We start from the raw sequence: 14,367 nt of genomic DNA, 5'->3' as shown, positions 1-14,367 counted from the left end.
CTTTGACCCATGGGTGGGCAGGTTCTGAGCGGCGGCGTGATCGTCTTCGTCGCGGTCGCGTTGTGGTTGGTCTACCTGTTGCCGTCGTGGCAGAGCCGGCACCGCTTCACCTCCGCCGAGCGCAACGCCGTCCGCCTCAACCAGGCACTCCGGGTGCTCGCCGAGACGGCCGAGGCCCCGCGTGAGGTGCAGCTCGAGCTGACCGCCCGCACCGCCCATCAGCAGCAGAAGCTCGCCCGTCAGGTGCAGGCCGACAAGGCCCGCACGGAGCTCGCGGCAGCGAAGGCGCGTCTCGAGGTCGCGCGGCTCGAGAGCGCGCGAGACCGCGACCTCGTCAAAGAGCAGCGTGTCGCGGCGGTCCAGTTGGCGCGCGCCGAACGCGCCGCCGCCGTCGACATCGCTCGCGCGGAGCGCGCCGCGGCCGTGGAGGTCGCACAGGCCGAGCGCGCGGCAGCCCTCGAGAAGACGCATGCCGAGAAGATCGCCGCTCTCGAGCGCGCTCACGCGGAGCGCCAGGTCGTCGCGCCTCGTCCTGAGGCGCGACGTGCCCGTGCACGCCGTCGCTTCCGCCTGGTCGTCGGAGCCGTCGCCGCCCTCGGGCTCGCGTCAATCGCCACCGGGCTCGTGCAGGTCATCGGGGGAGGGATGCCGCTGCTGCTCGGCGCGGGAGTCGTCACCGTCGTGGCGTCGCTCGCCGTCCTCCGACGGGCCGCCGTCGTCGCCGCCCGCGGGGCGACCCGTCCCGTCGAGGTCGCCGTGACCCGTGCCGTCGCCGCGGAGTTGCAGGATGTGCCGCTCGCGCCCACGCCGCGTCCGACGTGGACGCCCCGCGAGCTGCCCCGCCCGCTCGTCGCATCGGCCGGTTCGCGCGCCGCAGCTGTCGTGGAGGCGCAGATCGCGCGCGAGGCACTGCGCGCAGCCGCTCGCGAGGAGGCCGCACGCGAGATCGCCGCGGAGCAGGCCCCGACCCCGATCGAGTCGGTTCGGCCCGCCGCCGCGGCTCCCTCGCCGTATTCGGCCATGGGATACGTCGACGACACCGAGATCGAAGACCACGTGCGTCGCCTCCTCGAGCGTCGCGCGTCGGGTCAGTAGTCCTCACGTCCGCCCCGACGATGCGGCGCGGGCGCTCCCGCCGCACCACATGCGGATTCGGGAATACGGCGCGTGCGGTCGGTCGCGGAAGTCGCCTGGCGTCCGGTGACTCGCGTGTGACGTGATAGTGTTTACGAGGTTTCCGGGCCTGTGGCGCAGTTGGTAGCGCGCCTCGTTCGCATCGAGGAGGTCAGGGGTTCGAATCCCCTCAGGTCCACCAAATCGGTCTCTTTAGAACAAGTGACCTTGTAAAAGCCTTTTGTATGCGGCGTCTCTCCTTCCGGAGAGGCGCCGCTGTTCGTTTCTGCGGTGGTGATGATCGTGGCGAACGGTTCCGCGAGCTCTCCCTCGACACTCTCGTCGCGGGTGATGAGAATGCGTGTGAAGAAGGCTTGGTTGAAGGTGCGTCGCAGAGCGTCCGGTGCGCGGACGTAGGCGTCGTAGCAATTTGCGGTGAGTGCCATTGCGTCGTCCAGATTCTGCTCAAGCGCTTCGAATTCTGTCCGCAATACGTTGAGACGGTCGCCAATCGCGGTCATCTCGCGATTAATGCGTTCTTGTTCCGGCCGGTAGAGGTCGTTCGGGATCGTGCCGTCGAGGTGGCCGTCGAGGAGCTTCTTGCTGCGCTCCATGAGCCGCGTTTGCTGGCCGAGGAGTTCTTTCTGTGTCCGCTTCGCTGATTGGGCTCCTGCCTCCATGGCCATTCGCAGGTGTGACCTCGTTCGCGCGCTCATTTCGGGCGTCAGCGCGACCAACGTGTAGAGGTTCTCGATGTGATGCTCGGCCTCGTGGATGTTGATCGCGGACATGGTGCAGTCCGTGCGCTTCTGATGCCGACCGACGCAGACAAAGTAGGGGTAGGTCACACCGGCCCGGTTGGTTGAGTAATGGATGATCAGCCGACTCTGGCACTGCCCGCAGAACACTGAACTCTTCAGATAGTGGGTGTGGACACGCGCCTTCTCGCCAGTTGACCGAGATTCGAACATCTGCTGACACTTTTGCCATGTGCTCTCGTCGACGAGAGGCGTGTGGCGGCCCGGGTAGCTGATGCCCCTAAACTTCACGATTCCGAGGTAGTAGGGGTTAGTCAGGATGCTGTAGAGCTGCGGGGGCTTGAGCGCGTGGGCGGCGCGCTTCGGTGTTGGGGGAGTGGTAAGACCCCGGGCGGTCAGTTCCGCAACAAGCTGCGTGATTGTGAAGTCGCCCGAGGCGTAGGCGGTGAACGCCCATCGGATGAGTGGCGCGCGTGTCTCGTCGACAACGACGGTGCGCACCTCGCGGCCTTCCTCGTTGACGATGGCGCGGTTGCTGTAGCCAATTGGCGCCTTCCCGGTTGTCCCGCCAGTCTTCGCCTTCTGGCTCATCCCCTTAACAACCTCACTAGCAAGGTTGCGCGAGTAGAACTCCGCGATGGAACTCATGATCCCGTGGAGGAGCATCCCAGACGGCGTCTCGTCGATGTTCTCGCTGACAGAAACCAGCCGAGCATTTGCCTGCTGGATGGCGAGGTTGATCGCAACGTCGTCGGCTCGACTGCGGGCGAGTCGATCAACCTTGTGGACGATGACGAAGTTGACTGGGTTCTCAGCGATGAACTGAAGCATCCGCTGCAGATCGGGCCGATCTGCGGAACGTGCGGATTCGCCTCGATCGACGAATTCCTCCACGATCTGTGCGCCAAGGGTCTCGGCCTTACGCCGATTGGCCTCCCTCTGGGCCGGAAGGCTATAGCCTTCGGGATCGCCGTCACGTTCTGCTTGTTGACTTGTCGAAACCCGAAGGTAGGAAACGGCGGTGAGTTTCGTTGCAGTAGGAACCCCGGGCGGGGCAGCGGTGTCATACATGGGCACTCCTTTCTGAGGCGGGTCCGGTCTTCGTGAATGGACCCAGCCTTCTGATTAACGCTCTCTTCACCTCTTATGTCGAGACGTTTGAGGACGTGGGTTGTTGCGCTTTTCGCATCGTTGACCTGGGGAAAACTCACCCCGCACGTGTTTGGCTGGATTGACAGGGGTGGCCGTGGGGCCGGGCGGCTGGCTGCGCGTCTGGCCCCACGGTGACGGTGTTGGTGTGCTTCTAGATCGCGACTGCGGTGATGAGTTGGACGTGGCTCGTTCTGAGGTAGTCCATGAACGGGTCGACTTCATGGCACCGCCAGGTCAGGTACTCATCGCTGGCGACGAAGAGGTCGGGGACCTGGGTTTCTGTGATGAAGGCCATCGCTTGGAGGAAGGCGGGTTGGTAGCCCGGTTCGTCGCCGTACTCGATGTACTCGGCGATGATGATCACGCGCTCGGCTCTGGCGGCTTTGGCGATGAACTCTCGTTGCCTTGTAATCGAGTAGTCGCCGACGCGGCGGGGTGCCCGGTCGTCTTTCTCGGTGCGGGCCCTCAGGTAGGCGACCCCTGTCCGGTAGGTCTCTCCGAGGTAGTGCTCTTCGTAGATTGATCTGATGTGCATTGGTGCGCCTCCTTTCGGCTGAAGCACCCGAAGCCGTTCCCCTTCCGTCTGGGAGCGTCTCCGGTCTGTTTGGTTGTGTTTCCCCACCTGGAGGTGGAGCCGGTGCCGCCCCGCGCGGACCGCGGCGGGGCGAAGTGTGTGGGGCGAGCTACTTGTAGAAGACGTGCCACCAGCCGTCCAGGCGGACAGTGTCGTAGGTGTCAAAGATTCGCTGGTCGATCGCCGGGTCGTTCCAGACGAGGTGGTCGTCGGGGATCCCCTGCACGGTCATGACCTGGCTGATGGCGTCGAGCCAGCCGAGGCCGTCGAGGACGTCGCGGCGGAACTCGGCGAAGCTCTCCCAGGCGTCGACGTAGCTGTCGTGGAAGGTGTCCGTGAGGTTCTCGGCGGCGAGATTGGTGTCGCTCAGCATCAGGTAGGCCGCGAATGCGGCCCCGTTCTCTTCCACACCGCGCAGGATCCGCAGGGCGTCGTCGGGGTCTTGCAAATGCGCGAGCGACCGTTCGACAGATTCGGCAGCTTCCGGTCCGAACCGGTCGTCGCCGTTTGGCGGGTACGGGTCGCGGTCTGCGGGTGGTGGGAGTTCTGGGCTCATGGGGTCCTCATTTCGGGGTGAGGTGACGTCGGGGTGTTCTCGGGGTTGTCCAGGACGGCGGCGAGGTGGTCGGGCGTGGTGCAGATGAAGAGCCGGTCGTCCAGGCGTGGGTCGACGTGAATGGCCGCCTGGAGGCGGGCTACGCGGGCCCGTGTGGGCACGAGCCAGAGGACCCGGGGGAAGACGCCGTGCTCCGCCTGGGCGCGGCCGGTGGCCCGGTACGCGGCATATGCGGCGCACTTGGTGAGCAGGACGGGGATGCTTTCGGTGCCGAGGTCGACCTCGATGCACCAGTGGTCGTCGAAGTCGGCAGTGGCGAGGTGGACGGTCAGGTCGGGCTTCAGGATGGCGGCCGTCCCGGCAGCCGTGAGGAACGGTCGCCAGGAGTCAGGCTCGAGGGTGACGCGCTCGATCGTGAACGCGCCGATGCGGGCGAGGTTCACGAGGGCGACGTGGACGTCGGTGACGCCGAGGGTGTGGGTCAGGAACGGGGTGGAGGCGGCGGCGAAGCGGCGACGCCGAGCGCCTTCCGGTCGAGTAAGGCGTTCGCCGGGAGCGTCCAGGTACCAGATGCTCGCCGCCGAGCCGCGAGCGGTCCCACCAACGCGGCGTTCGAGACGGGCGACGAGCCGGTGATGGAGCAGCCGGTGCAGGACGCGGATGCAGGCCCGAGTGCCGGCCGTGTCCGTGGCGTGCCCGGCGAAGAACACGTCCCGGAGCTGCGTGGTGGTGGCATACCTGTGCTGACTGAGAAAGCGGACGATGTCATCGTCTCGGGATGACAACTCGGTCCGCAGCAGGATGAGCTTGGACGGTCCGGCACCCGTGCGGGGAAGGCGCATCGTCATGAGCGTTCCCCTTCACGGTCTCCGTTGTTGTCACGGTCATCACGGTGTGCATCGTTCTCTCGGGGCCCGGCGAGTTGGCGGGCGGCCAGGAACTCCGCCAAGGGCGGAGTAGTCCGCTCCCAACTCCGGCCGAAAGCCGCAGGAATACGCGGTGAAACAGGGGTCGAAGTTCCGGCGAATGGACGGTCGAACGGACGCACGAGCGGACACCCCGCAACTCTTCTATCGGGTGCGAGTTCGGTGGTCATGACGCACTCCTCGGGCGGCGGCCGATGGGCTCGTCGGCGTGCTCATCACTCCTGTCGTCACCCTCGTCGTCACCCTGCTTCTCACCCTCTTCATCACCCCGTCTTTCATCCCGTTCGTCACCCCGTGGGGTGATGCCGATGTCACCCTCCGTCGGGTGGGCGGACGGTGCTATCGGTGACGAGCCAGGGCGGTCGTGCGGCTGTGCTCCGTAGCGGGCGTGACTCTCGGCGAGGACGCAGTCCGGGTCGGACACGGCTGAGGGTGGTGGCAGGGTGGCGGCGGAGAACCAGCCGGATTGCACGCCGCCAGCGACGAGGTCGACGTAGACGTGGTACGGCGGGAGCTTCATCACGTCCTCCGGAGTGAGGGGCGAGTACTTGGTCACGGCGGCGGCGTCGGTGGGGTCGGCTTGGAACTGGATCTTGTTGCGCGCGTTGGCGGCGATGCCGGCGAGCAGGCTCGCGGGCATCTGCGCCCGGTGCTGGTGCGCGAGGTGCCAGGCAACGTTCATCGACCGCGACTGCTCCAGCGCCTCGCCCAGGTCTGACTCCTGCTTGACGAACATCTGCGCCTCGTCGAGATAGATCGATACCGGGCGGCGCTGGTCTTTCGGCACCCCCGCTCGGGCGAGGGTGAGCTGCCAGAGCTGCGAGACCAGCAGCGACCCGACGAGCTCGGCCGCGACCGGGCCGAGGAGGCCACGGTTGAGCGGGACAATCAGGATGCGGGGCTTGTCGAACAGGTCGCGCAGGTCGAAGCGCGGGGTGGGTTGGTCGAGGACGGCGCGGATGCTGGGGCGCAGCAGGAACTGCCGCAGCCGGGTCAGGACGGGGCCGACCATGCTCGCCCGCGCACCCACGCTGAGCGCGTCGTACTGGGCCCAGAATTCCATTAGCGACGGGTCCGTCAGCCGGGCGGTGTGGCGGCGGCGGAACGGGTCGTCGGTCAGCAGCTTGGGGAGGTCGGCCAGGGTGGAGCCAGTGATGCCGGCGAGGGTCAGCAGTGAGGCGTGGACGGCGTCGCTGGTGCGGGGTCCGAACGCCGACGGGAAGAGACTGCGGAACACCGCGAGCAACCTGTCGGCGACGAGGGGCGCCGCGTCCCCGGCCCCGGCGAACGGGTTCAATCCGACGGGGTCGGGGCTGATCGGGTCGAGCACGACGACGTCCCCGGCGCGGTGGTCGGGGACGACGGTGAGGGTGTCGGTGGCGAGGTCGCGTTTAGCGTCGATAACGACCACGCTCCTACCCGCGGCGATGTCGGCGGCGATCAGGTTCAACATCACCGTCGACTTCCCCACCCCGTTCGGCCCCATGATGTGGGTATGCCGCACGGCATCCTTGATCGAGATCCCGACCGGGAGGCTCGGACCGGGCGCGGTGGTGCGGGCAAACGCCCGCTCCGTGCTGGGTGCGTAGCCGGTCGGTGGGGCGAGAAGGCGCGGGTAGATGGGCGGCATCCCAGCCAGCGGGCCGTCCCCGGTGGGCCAGCCGACGAGGCGGAGGGCCTCGGCGGCGGTCAGGCGCAGCGGCTTCTTCGCCGGGACCACCGCCTCATCGACCAGGTCAGGTCGTTCGGAGACGAGGTCGATGCGGGTTGAGCCGGTTTGCAACTGCCGGAGCGCGGCGAGTACGGCGTGGACGAGGAGGCGGCGGCGGACGGGGCTGGCGGCGGCGACACCGACGCGGATGGTCGAGCGGAAGCGGTACTGGGCGAGCTTGTCCCGCAGATCAGCTCGCACCTCTGGCTGGGCGGGGCGAGTACCGGCGGTGACGAGGTCGAAGATGGTCAGGTTCGGGTCCGGGGTGAACGTCGGCAGCGGCTGCGGCGGAACGCTCGCACCCAGGATGACCTGAAGCACGAGAACATCACCCTTCCCGGTCGCCTGCGACAGCGCTGAGTAGAGCGCCCGTAGCGCCGCCCCAGACGTGTCGAGGCTGAGGCCCATGTGACGCTGACGGATACGCACACGGCCCGCCCGTTCCACGGAGGTACGCGCGGTCCCGAGTTTGGTGACGGTGACGCCGGGCAGCAGCCGATGCAAGGTGCTGCCGACGCTCGAGACGGTGACGCGGTGCCCACCGAGAAGATGCCGGATGGTGCCGGCCTCGCTCCGGGCCTCGAACACGACCGGGCCGCGCGACTCGTCGGCAGCGAGCGTTTCGAGGAGCCCCAGGGCGGCCGCGGCGTCGAACGGGCGCGGCCAATGCAACTGTCGCCAGGCCTCAGTCATTGGCCCCCTCGATCCGTCTCGGGCTTCTCGGGGTTGTCGGTCGACGACGACGTGGGCTCGTCGATGACCGACGGCTCGGAGTCGACGGAGCGGTCGGTGACGGGTGGCATCTTCTTGGCCTGTTCCATGGCGGCGTGCTCGAGCAGGGCGCGGGCGAGCTTGTCGTAGTCCGGTACCTCCCGGCGTTCAGCGCGGACGCGGATACGGTACTCGCGGCGCGGTCGACCACGCCCGCGCCTTGCGGCGCTCATGAGCGACCTCCGATCCAGCGCGCTGTCACCAGCGGTCTCGTCGGACGCGGAGCCACCACACGAGCACGGTGACCGTCCCGGCGAGCAGCGCGAGGACGAGCAGCCAGACCCAGATCTGGCAGATCAGCCACACCGCGGCGTAGAGCAGCGCCGCGATCAGCAGCACCGTCCGCGCCAGCGCGAGGGCGGCTTGCAATGGACTGCGATCGGACGACGACATGCGAGCTTCCTTCCAGGTGAGTGATGGGCAGTGGGCGCTCAGGCATTGGACGCCTCCTGGCGATGGCGGGCGTCGCTGGGTACCGGGTAGCCGGGGATGACGATGTCGGAATCGACTTCGTTGCCCCAGACCTGCCAGCCGGGCATGGGCCGGCGGGCGAAGAGCTCCAGATAGGGGCCGGGGCTCATGCGCTGCACCATGACGTGCACTTCCTCTGGCTTGTGGGAGTGGGCCTGGCGGGGCAGCATCGCGAAGGATCGCTGCCCACGGAAGTTGACCGGGAGCTTGCCCTTCACGCCAAGCAGCAGCGTCTCGTGCGCATGGCGGAAGTACTGGCCGAGGCCCATCTGATCTTTGCCCCAGACGAACTCGTCGACGAAGCGAAAGCCCCATGCCTCCATGACCTCTTCGGCGATGCGGCGCACGGCCGGGTAGCACCAGAGGTAAAGATGGGCATTCTCGGCGGCAAGGTCACCGACCGGCATCTTCCGAATGCGGTCGATCGACATCAAGTCGTAGTGATTGATCGCGCCGTACTTTCCCTTCTGCCCCGGGTTACCCCACGGCGGGTCGCTCATGATCGTGACGTACTTGTTTAAGCAGTCCGTCGCACCAGGTGGGGCGTCCTCCGTGGTGGTGTTGGTGTCGTTGTTCTCGGACATGTGAACCCTCCTTTCGGCAGCCGAAGTGAAGAATGCGGGCACGCCGAACGTCGCTCATGGTGAGGGGGTTCGGGCGGACCGCGGGGACTGCTGCTCTTACTTATGACGGACCCGGTGCGATTCGTAAACCGTCCGGTCGCTCCAACATGGATTCCGTAAAGACGGATCCAAGAATTCGCCCGCGTCCAGGCGACATGGCCTCTCTTGTGAAGAGAACTCCAGGGCGACGGTGACGGCTGCCACCGTCGCCCCGAGCTTCCCTCCCGCCCACCTACTGGGGGAGTTCTCCGCGGTGCAGGTAGGACTCGCGGATCATGGCCTTGCGGGCTTCGTGCGCGTCGGCACCGAGTTCGGCGGCGAGCTGCAGGATGGTCGCCCGCAGCTGCGCCTGGGTGCGGTCCAGCTCGGCCTCGATGCGGGCGCGCTTCGCGTCGCGGCGGCGCTCGATCTGGTCGCCGATCCAGCCGATCATGTCGGGCACCCTGTCGAGGAACTCGAAGAACAGCAACAACGGCAGGCCCGCCAGCACCAGCAGCCCGAGGAGCATGTCACGAGAACCGCGCGATCGTGCGGGCGGCGCCCATCGCGTAAGCGTCGACGATGTGCTTGTAGCGCGCCTCCCCGAGCGGAGCCACCTGAATGAGGTGCGTCTCCAGCGCCGACAAGCCGCCCACCTCGCTCAGCGCCAGCTCCGCAATGAACCCGCGACCCTGCTCGACCGTAGCTGCGACCACGGCGCGGGAGCGCACCTGGTCCATCTCACGGTCCGTCTGACGCTGCATGCGTCCGTCCATCTGCGAGAGACCCGCCGAGGTGAATGCACCCCCCAGCGACGCCAGCTCCTTCTTCGTCTCGAACATGGTGAAGCCCTTCTTTTCATGCCCGGAAGCTCGCCCTCCGGTTCTGAATCCAGGCTCGTTCTAGATGGGGCGACTGTCACTGACACGAAACTGACACCATGAGGCCATGAAGGACGACCCGCTCAGATTGCAGCTACGAAAAGAGCTCCGCGAGCTGCGCCGAGGAGAAGGCGCGCTCGCTCCGGACCGGATCGCTACCTGCGAGGCGCTTGTGCGCGTCGTCGGGATGGGCAGCGTTGAACAGGCGCGCGGCACTCTCCGCGAGATGCTCAGCCGGTACGCGACTGAACCTCACGGCGACATCCGGGCATACCTTGAGACCTGCGGCGTCGGCCTTGACGGGGCCACCCTAGAGAAGCGCCTCGAGGCGTATGCCGCGACCCACCACGTCGACCAACGCACCGCACTCCGGCGAAGCGACCGCGGCGCCGACAAGCTCGCCACGCTGTTCCGAGACGAAGAGCTGTTCTTCCGTCCGTGGGGGCACTTGACGATGTATCAGTTTGGTGAGCGAGTGCTCTGCACCATCACCCTGAACATGGACCCGAATTCCGAATACCGGCCGCCCGCGGTGTGGGTCCACGACGAACTTCTCGACACCCTGGAGTTCGAGTTCGGGCCACCGCATCCGCGCACGGGCTACGTCCAGGCCAAGCAGTACATCGACAGCTTCCGCCTCGACCGCGAACGGGACTGGCTATTTAAGATCAACATCGAATGGCGCATGGGCGTCTGGCCACAATGGGTGCTCGCAACGCAACTCGCTGATCCGCGGCTGGTCGCCAAAGTGCAGACGCAGCGAAACTACATGACCGAGGCCAGTATCACCTGGGGCGCGTGGCCAGGAGGCGACACGCCCTACGACGATCCGTTCCTGAGTTTCCCAATTTGACCGAACTCGAATGGGATTCACGCCGACGCTGCCGCGAGGAATAAGACGCTGCGCAGCAGAACTAGTCGGGGGAAGGTATGGCCTGCAGGAGCGCTTTAGCCAGTGATGAGAAAGCTTCTGCGGCGCGCTGGTTTGGCGCTAATGGACCAGACACTCGGACGACATTCGCAAGAGAGGCCAATTCTTGAATTGAAGCCTCAATCTCACGAGATATTTTGCCCTCCCTGCGTGCGTCGGCAGCGAGCTGATCGAGAGAAAACGTCGAGCTTGTTTCCGTGTTTGTAGATACAAGTTGTCGCAACCGAGCGGCGACGGCCTCACGGGCAAGGCGAACCCGCTCTACGGGCTGAAGGGCAGCCTCGGCTGGCTCGAGTGCTTGGGCAGCTTCTTCGACGGCCTGGGCGGAAGCAATTGGCGACGCATGAAGCACCACGTCTCTTGTTGCTCTCGCTGATCCCTCGACGAACCCGCTCAACTCGGCGCGGGCGGACCCGAGCCCGAGACTGACATTTTGGGAGTTGCGGATACGTCGGCGTACAGCACGAAGGATCTTCGAGATTTGTTTCGAAAAACGAATGGAGAGAAAGATAGCGATCGCTGGCCACATAAGAACGCTAAATATCTCCGCTATCGCACTCAGAAGAAGTGCTGCGTCGCTCAGCTCTCGACCTCGATTCGCTTACTCAAGAACCGCTCCATCCGCTCTGTGTCCACTATTATTTGCCCGGTCGATTCGGAGTAACTTATGAGAGAGCTGGCCGAGATGAAACCAAGAGCCAGTGACACCCTGTCCGCAGGAAGATCGTGCCCAAATTCGAGCCTCATCCGTTCCCAACATACTTCATCAGAGGTGACCGACACCTGCTCGGAAGCTAAGAAATGCACTATCGAAACTTCAAGAGTGGAGCGCGGTGAGTTTATACTTGGATTTGGCTTTTCCACTCCATTAGGCGCCTTGCTTACGGTTTTTCCTGTTGTCATTATGCTACTCCCTTTACAATCCGTCAATAGCAAAAAATGAAGCCGTTGGAACGCCCATAAATTCGGTTCTTACCCAATCGGGGAATTCCTCCACAAAATGCTTTCGCGCGTTTGACCGCAGCACTTCAAGGTCTCGTTCTGTGTCGGCTGGGAGAACTACGAACGCAAAAATGCATGGATACCGTGAAGTGAGGTTGTTCAAACCACTCCCAAGCGCGCTGTACTGGCCAATCCGCCCGATCTTATTGCCCTTGAATATGGCAACCGCTTCCGAGTCTTCTTTCACGGCGACAGTTGATTGGTACGATACAATCCACTTCACTGAAGTAGCCCCGGGCTGCAGCGGCTTGAACGCGAGGGATGCCTGCAGGCGACGCTCGGCATCCTTGCGGATAATTGCCGCTGGATGTGCAGCCGCCTTTTCCCACGGCTGTAGCTGCGTACCCTTTTTTTTCTCGTCATCCGCTTCGACATTAGGAACGTTGTACAGCAAACGTTTCGCCAGTAGATTCACTCCCCTCCCTGGGTCTGCCTCCATCTGAATCTGAATATTGGCGAGATTGAGAGCTTCTAGGCTCAAGAGTCCGTGCTCATCACTATTCTCATCAACGCTGGCTATCATTTCGCTGATGCTAGTGGCTGCTAGTTCTAGGATGGAGGTAAGTGACGCTTTCATAGACTCCGCGACTGCGACAAAATCCGCCTCATCCTCCCAGAGCGAAACCCAGTTCTGTTCTCGAAAAAATATGGCTCCGTACAACGCCTCAAAATTTGCTAGCCGGGCGCGGTGGACGGTTTGCGTATTCGACGTTCTGATCGCCCTGGCTCGCCTGGCCGCTTCCTTCATCCATACGTTGATCACGCCGTCGTCAACTTCCGAGGCAGTCCGCACCGTGTCGAAGTCACGAACTTGTTGGACACCGGAACCTTTTATGGCTGGCCTGAGCCGATAGGTATGCCTGTCGGGACCGCCAAAATAGGCGAGGTTCGGCCTTAACTCTGCGAACCGAGCAGATATATTGGTGTCGTTGGCGTTCGGGGAGCTGGTTCTTTCGATCTCCAAGAGTTCTTCCAGCGCCTCCTCCAGAAACTTATTCGCAGCAACAACTCGGTAATGAAAAAGAACCCACTGGTAGTATCTAATTCTATTAGTTAGGAAGGTCTCGATTGCACTGCGCGCACGGTATTCGTATCCGACCCGCCAAGCTGACGCTCTATTCATATCGTCAGTCGCAAGTGCACGAAGTTTGATGGATTGCATCAAGCGCGTAGCGTCAACTGCTCCGAACTCAGTTCCCGCCCGGTTTGCGTCGCGAATGACGTAGTCCATCCTGTCAACATCAACCTCACCCGAGACAATCTCGTGAAGGGCGGCGACCCAGGAATCGGGTGGGCCTCCAATTAGAATGCGCGTGACGAGTTCGCGTGAGATCCCAGTCACCGAATTCCAGTCGAGGCTGTTGACGAGGTGAAGGCCCGCAACTTCGTGAAATTGCGCGCCAACCTTGAGGTTCGCTTTTCGACGCATCTGCTCGCGGTGGGCTCCTGGAACCAAAATGCTCAAATTTCGCTCGAAGAAATTTTCGAGCGCGTGCGAGAATGGTGGGTGCCCAAGGTCGTGAAGAAGACCCGCTGCGGCGAGCGCGAGATCAACGTTCCTGACGAAGTCTCTGGAGAACGCGTTCTCGTTTGCTACCCACTCCGCCGTAAACTCGTCGAGTTTATCGCCGGCGAAGGGCTTCGAATTTTCCAGATCTTCCCTCACGGCAGCGATGAAGTCTTTGGGTCCATCGATGTCGTCCACGCGGCTCCACATCTCGCGCCAGGCCGTGCGAGCCAGGTGCATCGTGCCAAGACTGTGCTCGAACCTCGTGCCCGTGAGAGATGGGTACTGGATGCTCGCCATCGAAGTTTGAGAAACGCGCCTCAATCGGTGCAGAGGCCATTGCGCAAGGAGACTCTCGAGTTGAGCGGGTAGCACAAAGTAGTCGTGCACCGGATCGCGCAGTATGAGAGTGCCACGCTCGTGTGATGTGTCCGCTCGTTCATCTTCCATATGTGCCACAGTCGCCCCCTTCTGGAGAGCATAACCACTGCGTGCACGCAACGACCACAATGAACGCTACTTCGTGTCTTTGCCGGCACAGAGCCCTAAGGTCACCACCGAATCCGTGAGCCCACTCATGCGCTCGCGACATCGCCGTCGTGATGCTTTGCTCAGGCGCGACCTTGGGTATGGCCGTGCACATAGCTGTTCACGGCCGTTCGGACTCAGCGCTCAATAACCGCAACGGGTCGATTGCCAAGTCGGCGGCGAGTCGCTCAATCGAACGCAGACTGAGGTTTCTCAGCCCCTGTTCGATGCCCCCGATGTACGTGCGGTGGTAGCCGAGCTTCTCGGCGAACTGTTCCTGGCTGAGGCCGAGCTCCTGTCGGTGTGCGCGGAGGTTGCGCCCGAGTGTGCGCTGAAGGTCGCCTTCCATCCCCTCAGCACATCGCCGCGCTACTTATAAATCTACAGAGTGATAAGTAGCGTAGATGCGTGCTAATCGCTGCGTCTTGCGATGCGGGCCACGTCCTTTACGGCCGCGACCAGCCGCTCCGTGCTCTCCAGCGTCAAACAGAACGTGCGGACTCGCTCCGCTCCGACGCCGAGTAGGACGTAGGTGGCCGTCGATCCCCACGGCCGCTCCAGTCCGACGTCAAATGACAATGCCGTGTCCGTCAACTTCGCCCCCGGAACGCCGTCTGACGGAGCAAGCTCCACAAGCGGCAACTCGATGCAGACGCTGTAGTGCCACCTCTGGTCGGCGTCGCCCTGGTGTTCGTGGTCAGCGAGGCACCAGGGCGGGCAGTGCTCCTCGTTGTCAGTGTCGTCGCGGTCGAATGTAGTCACGTTCGATCCCTCTCAGCGCGTCCACCTCGATGCGGGTGCGCGGTTTCGCACCGTAGCGCCCGACACCCGCCCGGCGGAAGGCATCTGTCGACGTGGATTTGTTGGCGGTCGAGGTGGCGGGC

At 63.8% G+C, this 14,367-nt stretch carries 16 protein-coding genes, 1 tRNA gene and 1 pseudogene; 5 read left to right on the top strand and 13 right to left on the bottom strand.

Going from position 1 to position 14,367, the window contains the following annotated elements; all coding sequences use genetic code 11:
• The first annotated feature begins 9 nt into the window (after positions 1 to 9).
• From MT347_RS05675 to MT347_RS05665, 3 genes are all read left to right on the top strand, one after another.
• Complete coding sequence (locus MT347_RS05675; RefSeq protein ID WP_243498916.1) at positions 10 to 1,095, top strand: large exoprotein; 1,086 nt, start codon at positions 10 to 12, stop codon at positions 1,093 to 1,095.
• 144 nt (positions 1,096 to 1,239) lie between these two features.
• A tRNA-Ala gene (locus MT347_RS05670) sits at positions 1,240 to 1,315 on the top strand.
• 43 nt (positions 1,316 to 1,358) lie between these two features.
• Complete coding sequence (locus tag MT347_RS05665; protein ID WP_243498914.1) at positions 1,359 to 1,775, top strand: hypothetical protein; 417 nt, start codon at positions 1,359 to 1,361, stop codon at positions 1,773 to 1,775.
• A 96-nt stretch (positions 1,776 to 1,871) separates the two neighbouring features.
• On the opposite strand, the pseudogene MT347_RS18540 reads toward MT347_RS05665, so the two are convergent.
• From MT347_RS18540 to MT347_RS05615, 10 genes and pseudogenes are all read right to left on the bottom strand, one after another.
• Positions 1,872 to 2,942, bottom strand: a pseudogene (locus MT347_RS18540) (recombinase family protein); the annotation flags it as partial.
• A gap of 232 nt (positions 2,943 to 3,174) precedes the next feature.
• A complete protein-coding gene (locus MT347_RS05655) occupies positions 3,175 to 3,558 on the bottom strand; it encodes a recombinase family protein (RefSeq protein ID WP_243498910.1) in 384 nt (127 codons plus the stop codon).
• Positions 3,559 to 3,706: 148 nt separating this feature from the next.
• Positions 3,707 to 4,153: a hypothetical protein gene (locus MT347_RS05650; protein WP_243498908.1), complete on the bottom strand. Its 447-nt coding sequence runs from the start codon at positions 4,151 to 4,153 to the stop codon at positions 3,707 to 3,709.
• A complete protein-coding gene (locus MT347_RS05645; RefSeq protein ID WP_243498906.1) occupies positions 4,150 to 5,001 on the bottom strand; it encodes a replication-relaxation family protein in 852 nt (283 codons plus the stop codon). Before MT347_RS05645 ends, MT347_RS05650 begins: the two co-directional genes overlap by 4 nt.
• A 244-nt stretch (positions 5,002 to 5,245) precedes the next feature.
• A complete protein-coding gene (locus MT347_RS05640; RefSeq protein WP_243498904.1) occupies positions 5,246 to 7,483 on the bottom strand; it encodes a type IV secretory system conjugative DNA transfer family protein in 2,238 nt (745 codons plus the stop codon).
• Positions 7,480 to 7,734, bottom strand: a complete 255-nt coding sequence (locus tag MT347_RS05635; protein WP_243498902.1) for a hypothetical protein — start codon at positions 7,732 to 7,734, stop codon at positions 7,480 to 7,482. Before MT347_RS05635 ends, MT347_RS05640 begins: the two co-directional genes overlap by 4 nt.
• 25 nt (positions 7,735 to 7,759) lie before the next feature.
• Positions 7,760 to 7,954 (bottom strand): hypothetical protein, encoded by a 195-nt coding sequence (locus MT347_RS05630; RefSeq protein ID WP_243498899.1) that lies wholly within the window; start codon positions 7,952 to 7,954, stop codon positions 7,760 to 7,762.
• A gap of 38 nt (positions 7,955 to 7,992) precedes the next feature.
• Entirely contained in the window at positions 7,993 to 8,616 is a 624-nt protein-coding gene (locus MT347_RS05625) for an MT-A70 family methyltransferase (RefSeq protein WP_243498897.1), read from the bottom strand.
• Between the two features lie 271 nt (positions 8,617 to 8,887).
• Positions 8,888 to 9,163, bottom strand: a complete 276-nt coding sequence (locus tag MT347_RS05620; RefSeq protein ID WP_243498895.1) for a hypothetical protein — start codon at positions 9,161 to 9,163, stop codon at positions 8,888 to 8,890.
• Position 9,164: 1 nt separating this feature from the next.
• Complete coding sequence (locus MT347_RS05615; protein ID WP_243498893.1) at positions 9,165 to 9,476, bottom strand: hypothetical protein; 312 nt, start codon at positions 9,474 to 9,476, stop codon at positions 9,165 to 9,167.
• Between the two features lie 106 nt (positions 9,477 to 9,582).
• Here MT347_RS05615 and MT347_RS05610 point away from each other — a divergent pair, with 106 nt between their 5' ends.
• Together MT347_RS05610 and MT347_RS05605 are read left to right on the top strand one after the other, a co-directional pair.
• Entirely contained in the window at positions 9,583 to 10,368 is a 786-nt protein-coding gene (locus tag MT347_RS05610) for a hypothetical protein (RefSeq protein ID WP_243498891.1), read from the top strand.
• Positions 10,369 to 10,660: 292 nt separating this feature from the next.
• A complete protein-coding gene (locus MT347_RS05605) occupies positions 10,661 to 10,822 on the top strand; it encodes a hypothetical protein (RefSeq protein WP_243498889.1) in 162 nt (53 codons plus the stop codon).
• 540 nt (positions 10,823 to 11,362) lie between these two features.
• On the opposite strand, the gene MT347_RS05600 is transcribed toward MT347_RS05605, so the two are convergent.
• From MT347_RS05600 to MT347_RS05590, 3 genes are all read right to left on the bottom strand, one after another.
• On the bottom strand, positions 11,363 to 13,153 hold the full coding sequence (locus MT347_RS05600; RefSeq protein ID WP_374206499.1) for a hypothetical protein: 1,791 nt from the start codon (positions 13,151 to 13,153) through the stop codon (positions 11,363 to 11,365).
• Between the two features lie 451 nt (positions 13,154 to 13,604).
• Positions 13,605 to 13,832 (bottom strand): helix-turn-helix domain-containing protein, encoded by a 228-nt coding sequence (locus tag MT347_RS05595; RefSeq protein ID WP_243498887.1) that lies wholly within the window; start codon positions 13,830 to 13,832, stop codon positions 13,605 to 13,607.
• Between the two features lie 62 nt (positions 13,833 to 13,894).
• Positions 13,895 to 14,245, bottom strand: a complete 351-nt coding sequence (locus MT347_RS05590) for a hypothetical protein (RefSeq protein ID WP_243498885.1) — start codon at positions 14,243 to 14,245, stop codon at positions 13,895 to 13,897.
• Positions 14,246 to 14,367 lie beyond the last annotated feature (122 nt).

Source organism: Microbacterium sp. VKM Ac-2923 (assembly GCF_022815605.1).
Lineage (GTDB): Bacteria > Actinomycetota > Actinomycetes > Actinomycetales > Microbacteriaceae > Microbacterium.
The sequence above is the reverse complement of the archived record's forward strand: the minus strand, read 5'-3'. Positions and strand labels throughout refer to the sequence as shown.